The sequence below is a fragment of the uncultured Methanobrevibacter sp. genome (assembly GCF_900316895.1).
Classification (GTDB): domain Archaea; phylum Methanobacteriota; class Methanobacteria; order Methanobacteriales; family Methanobacteriaceae; genus Methanocatella.
Window position 1 is genome coordinate 1 of the sequence record NZ_ONER01000097.1, and the last position, 5,323, is coordinate 5,323.

6 protein-coding genes are annotated in these 5,323 nt (G+C 39.0%); 3 read left to right on the top strand and 3 right to left on the bottom strand.

The features are described from left to right. Together QZN27_RS08800 and QZN27_RS08805 are read left to right on the top strand one after the other, a co-directional pair. On the top strand, positions 1-249 hold a 249-nt coding region (locus QZN27_RS08800), incomplete at its 5' end, for an AAA domain-containing protein (RefSeq protein ID WP_296786552.1). Positions 250-473: 224 nt separating this feature from the next. Further along, on the top strand, positions 474-1,652 hold the full coding sequence (locus tag QZN27_RS08805; protein ID WP_296786553.1) for an argininosuccinate synthase: 1,179 nt from the start codon (positions 474-476) through the stop codon (positions 1,650-1,652). Positions 1,653-1,662: 10 nt separating this feature from the next. Here QZN27_RS08805 and QZN27_RS08810 read toward each other — a convergent pair whose 3' ends face one another. Next, entirely contained in the window at positions 1,663-3,315 is a 1,653-nt protein-coding gene (locus QZN27_RS08810) for a helicase C-terminal domain-containing protein (protein WP_296786555.1), read from the bottom strand. A 119-nt stretch (positions 3,316-3,434) separates the two neighbouring features. On the opposite strand from QZN27_RS08810, the gene QZN27_RS08815 reads away from it, so the two are divergent. Then, entirely contained in the window at positions 3,435-4,163 is a 729-nt protein-coding gene (locus QZN27_RS08815; protein WP_296786558.1) for an NAD-dependent protein deacylase, read from the top strand. Here the strand turns inward: QZN27_RS08815 and sfsA are convergent. Beyond that, positions 4,110-4,823, bottom strand: coding sequence for a DNA/RNA nuclease SfsA (gene sfsA, locus QZN27_RS08820; RefSeq protein ID WP_296786561.1), 714 nt, complete (start codon positions 4,821-4,823; stop codon positions 4,110-4,112). The genes QZN27_RS08815 and sfsA overlap by 54 nt on opposite strands. Next, positions 4,810-5,323 (bottom strand): NAD(P)H-hydrate dehydratase (locus tag QZN27_RS08825; RefSeq protein ID WP_296786564.1); only part of this gene is annotated, 514 nt, incomplete at its 5' end. The genes sfsA and QZN27_RS08825, both read right to left, overlap by 14 nt.

The window sequence follows — 5,323 nt, forward strand, 5'->3', positions numbered from 1 at the left end:
CCAATTGAAGTAAAAACCGTTGACGGTTTCCAGGGAAGGGAAAAGGAAATCATAATAATCTCAACTGTCAGAAGCAATGACAATGGAAATATAGGATTTTTAAGTGATTTGAGAAGATTGAATGTTGCAATAACCCGTGCCAAACGTAAGCTAATCATCATCGGTAACATAGACACCCTAATAACAAATCCGACATATGAAAGACTGATAAAATTCTGTGAAGAAGAAAACTTGCTGGTAAAAGTTTAGGCATACCTAAACTTTATATACTATGAAAACCTAACTATAATCAAGGACGAAACACAATTCCTCCATACTCTTAATTGAGGTTTCCATATTACCACACATATAACTTTCAACCTCAATTTCCCTCAATTAAGAGTTTTCTTCTGTCAACTTTTTTTAGATAATAATTAAATACTATTAAAAATAGAAATATCAATGAATATTCATTCTTATTACGGTGATTAATTATGACTGATAAAGTAGTTTTAGCATTCAGCGGAGGTTTAGACACCTCTGTCTGCGTTAAATTATTAGAAGAAAAATATGACTATGAAGTAATTACTGCATGTGTAGATGTAGGACAAGGCGAAGAAGAAATGGAAAAAGCAAAAACCATGGCCTCAAAAATAGGTGGGCTCAAACACTACAACATAGACGCAAAAGAAGAATTCGCAAATGAATACATCTCACGTGGAATTAAGGCAAATGCAGAATACGAAGGATATCCATTAAGCACTGCACTTGCAAGACCATTAATTGCACAAAAAATTATAGAAGTAGCTGAAAAAGAAGGGGCAGTCGCAATTGCACACGGCTGTACCGGAAAAGGAAACGACCAGTTCAGATTCGAAGCGGTCATTCTTGCAATGTCAGATTTGGACATTGTCGCACCAATCAGAGAAATGAATCTGACAAGAACCGAAGAAAAGGCATATGCTGAATCCAAAGGAATCGAATTAAGCTACGATAAAATTTACAGTATTGATGAAAACCTCTGGGGAAGAGCAATTGAAGGAGACGTATTGGAAGATCCTGCAAACGAACCTCCTGAAGACATCTACGAATGGACCAAATCATGGGAAGACGCAAACGACGAACCTGAAAAGGTATCCATCGAATTTGAAGAAGGTGTTCCAGTAGCCATAAACGGCGAAATGATGCCATTGGTCCAATTGATTGAAAAAGCAAATGAAATTGCTGGAAACAATGCTCTCGGTAGAGTGGACACCATTGAAAACAGAATGATCGGTCTTAAAAGCAGAGAAATCTATGAAACCCCTGGTGCAAAATTGTTAATCGCTGCACACGAAGCCTTAGAGGAATTGGTATTGACAACCGATGAGCTAAGATTTGCAGAATACATGTCAACATTATATGCGGATTTAGTCTACAGGGCACTCTGGCAAGAACCATTAAGAGAAGACCTAGACCAAGCAATCGACAAGATGCAGGAAAGAGTAAGCGGAGAAGTCGTCATGAAATTATTCAAAGGCTCAATCCAACCTATTATCAGAAAATCTCCATTCAGCTTACACAGCATCGAACAAATTACCTTTGAAGACAAAGAAACCGAGCAAAGCGAAGTTGAAGGTATGATTAAATACCACGGTCTTCAAGCTGCAAATTACCAAAAATTAAACAGATAGCTTTAAGCTATCATTTTACTTCTTTTTTTTGAACCGCTTCAGTGAAATACTCATTGAAAAATCCACGGTTATATTCGAACAGTTGCTTAAAGCTGGAATCGATTATATACATTACACACCAATCATCCATGTCACGTATTCCACGTCCGTACGCCTGCATCAGAGCCATTACGGTCTGGTAGTAGAACCATTTAGGATCAAGATCCCTTCTGTACTTGACCTGCTCATTCAACTGAGGATAAGGAATTTTAAAAACAATCTGGAAACGGCACAAATCACCCTTAAAGTCCACACCATCCTTTATTGAAGCACCTATAAGAACCAGATTCTCCTTTGATTGGGTAAAGTCTTTCAGAACAACGTTTCTATCCCCACCTCCAACGAACACCAGCGGATAATCCTTCAGCTGTTCCATAATCCAGAATGCCTGTTCATTGCTTGATGTGTGGATAACTCCCTTTTCGTTTGAGTGCTTATCCAAAAGCTCCCTGATTTTTTTGATGGCCCTTGGATTTTTCCAATTCGGAATCTTTCCCCGTCTTCTGCCGCTCATCCTGCCTACAAAATCAGTATATATTGGCCTGTTGGCTACGTCAAAAGGAGATTTTTCATAAATATAATAAGTCTCGTCAGGATTGATATTGTTCCACTCGCAGAACTTGTCCTTGCTTCCCAAGGTTCCGGTCAGGAATATGCAGACATTTCCCAAACTCAATAACTCTTTAGTATCATCAACAACCGAATATGGCTTGAATTCTGCTGAAATATCCATCTGGTTGCTTAATATGCTGTCCTTGTTCGGCAAATCAATGATTAACTCCTTGTGTGTCAAACCCAAGGCAATTGAAGCGAATGATTTCATGTCCTGCTCCAGATTCTGCTTTTCAACATAATCAAAATTTGAATATTTTGAAGGATCGCTTTCAAACTCATCCAAGGTAACCTGGACGGTTTTGTTTGCATCTCCCTCAATTTTTTTAATCCTCTTTTTGCATTCCTTAATCAGATCATCGCACAGCCTTGTCCAGTACTCGGGATTTCTTTTCAAATCGTTGATTGATTTTGTCCCGTGCATTATCGGCTCGAAAATGTCTATTCCGAACTTTGTTGAAATGTATTCACGGTCAAGCTCTGAGGAGGATAACATCAGCATCTTGCGCTCCAAATTATGGGCCTCATCCAGAATCAGCAATTCCCTTGAATCCAAAAGGGGATTGGCCACCCCTGCATAGTACAGGAAATCATAGTTTGTAATGACATTCTTGGCTTCCTGGGCCTTTTTGAATGCCTTTTGGAACCTGCAGGTGGTGCATCTTCTTAGATTATACTCTGCCTTGATGCAGAAGTCACAATATCCCTTATAGTTACATTTATAGTTTCCACGACCTTTTATTTCAACTAGCATATCTCCGAAATCGTCAAAATACTGTTCCTGGAGCTGTTTTGTCATTGTCAGAATATAGGAATCATCATACATGTTTGCAAGGGTTGTGGCGATTGCACTTTTACCTATTCCAGTTCCCGCCTCAAGGATTATGTATTTAAAGCCTTTTTTAATTGCGAAATTGATTTCATTGATTAACCTGATCTGGCTGTTTCTGGGATTGTACCTCGGCAGGGACCAGTAAACCATCCAATCAAGATTTGAATCATTGTTTTCCATGAAAATGCCTCGCAATTTTAATAACAAGTTAATAATATTATTATGTGAAATATCATATTTAAAAGTTTATTTGTGAATCGAGGGAAAAATTAATATTTGTTAATAATATAAATAATAATATGTCTAAAATTAGCCAATTACAAGAAATCATCAACTCATCAGACAATATAGTGTTTTTTGGAGGCGCAGGAGTTTCAACAGAAAGCGGAATACCTGACTTCAGGTCTGAAAGCGGAATTTTCAAAAGTTTGGAAAAATATGGCGACACTCCAGAAAACCTTGTTTCACACAGCTACTACATGGACCATACAGAGGAGTTTTTTGCATATTACAAAGACAATCTTGTTTTCAGAGATGCAGAACCCAATGCTGCCCATTTAAAGTTAGCTGAATTGGAAAATGCGGGAAAACTGAAAGCAGTAATCACCCAAAACATCGACGGTCTCCATCAAAAGGCAGGCAGCAGGGAAGTTTTGGAGCTTCACGGATCCATCCATAGAAACTACTGCCAGATTTGCGGGAAAAAATATTCATTGGATTACATTTTAGAAAGTGATGGAATTCCAAGGTGCGAATGCGGTGGAATTGTAAAGCCTGATGTGGTGTTATACGAAGAGCCATTGAACAATGCGGTTTTAAGCTTTGCAATTGATTACATCCAGAATGCAGAAACATTAATCATCGGCGGAACTTCACTTGTCGTTTATCCTGCTGCAGGTCTGATAAACTACTTCAACGGAAAAAATCTAGTGCTAATCAACAAAAGCGAAACGCCCTATGATGATGCAGCAAGTTTAGTCATCAACGATGCCATCGGCGAAACTCTTTCCCAAATCAAAATCCAATGATTCGGAAATCAGTTCAATACCCGAAAGTTGATTGTCACAGCGATAGACAAGTATTTCAACTCCTGCATCATATGCCTCGTTTAATGTTTGGCTGAAAACAGGGTCATTTTCCCAGTTGGGCCTGAAGAATTTTCCTATAGGATGCTGTATCAGAAAAAACACCGCACACCTGTTTCCATCCTTTTTAAGTTTAATCAGCTCTTTCAGGTGTTTTGCACCCCTTTCGGTTGGCGCATCGGGAAATCTTGCCTCACCATCGACAATCAATGTCACTCCCTTGACTTCAACATAACATTCTTCTTTTTCATTTGCCAAGTATATGTCTATCCGTGAGTTGTCGACTGTCTTTTCCCTTTGGTGATGATCATAGCCAGCAAGCTCCTTTATTTTACCGTCAATAATTGCATCATATACAATGCTATTGGCCTGCTGTGAGTAAAGTGATACCAATGCCCCCTTGTTCTCAACGAAGTGCAGGGAGAATTTTGTCTTGCGGTTCAGATTGTCAGAGGGCTTAAGCCAGACCACTGCATCTTCAACCAACAGTTCCTTGCATCTGCCGGTATTTGGCACATGTGCAATCTCCAAACAGCCATCCACCTCAACCTCGGCAATGAACCTGTTCGGACGATTCTTAAATATTCCCCTAATGTAATCCATCCTTAATCACGCTACCGATGTGGGACACCAAATCTGTTGCTGAAAATCCATTTCCTTTAACATCAAAGGCTTTTTCACCGGCAATACCGTTAATGAAAACACCTAAGCATGCACAGTCGAACGGATCCAATTCCTGTGTAAGCAAACTTGCACATATTCCTGAAAGTGCATCACCGGTTCCTCCAACAGTCATTCCGGAATTTCCAGACTTATTAATTCTAAATCTTGTTCCAGACAAGATCAAATCGTACTGCCCCTTAATAAGAACTGTTCCCTTGATTTGGCGAGTGATTTGCTGAAACTCAGTGATGTTTTCATCAACCTTTTTGAAGTCATATGAGTCGATGTCAAGCTTTAAATCATTATTGACATTGAAAAATGATTTGAACTCAAAAATATGGGGTGTCAATATTATATCGTCACGGTTTTTAATCAATGACATTTCAACCTGTTTTAAGGCATCTGCATCCAAAACAATTGGCTTTTTGATTTTTGCAACC

What these genes read in the sequence shown, in the direction of transcription:
- QZN27_RS08805 (WP_296786553.1), top strand. Translation starts at nt 474, where the DNA reads ATGACTGATAAAGTAGTTTTAGCATTCAGCGGAGGTTTAGACACCTCT.
- QZN27_RS08815 (WP_296786558.1), top strand. Translation starts at nt 3,435, where the DNA reads ATGTCTAAAATTAGCCAATTACAAGAAATCATCAACTCATCAGACAAT.
- sfsA (WP_296786561.1), bottom strand. Translation starts at nt 4,823, where the DNA reads ATGGATTACATTAGGGGAATATTTAAGAATCGTCCGAACAGGTTCATT.
- QZN27_RS08810 (WP_296786555.1), bottom strand. Translation starts at nt 3,315, where the DNA reads ATGGAAAACAATGATTCAAATCTTGATTGGATGGTTTACTGGTCCCTG.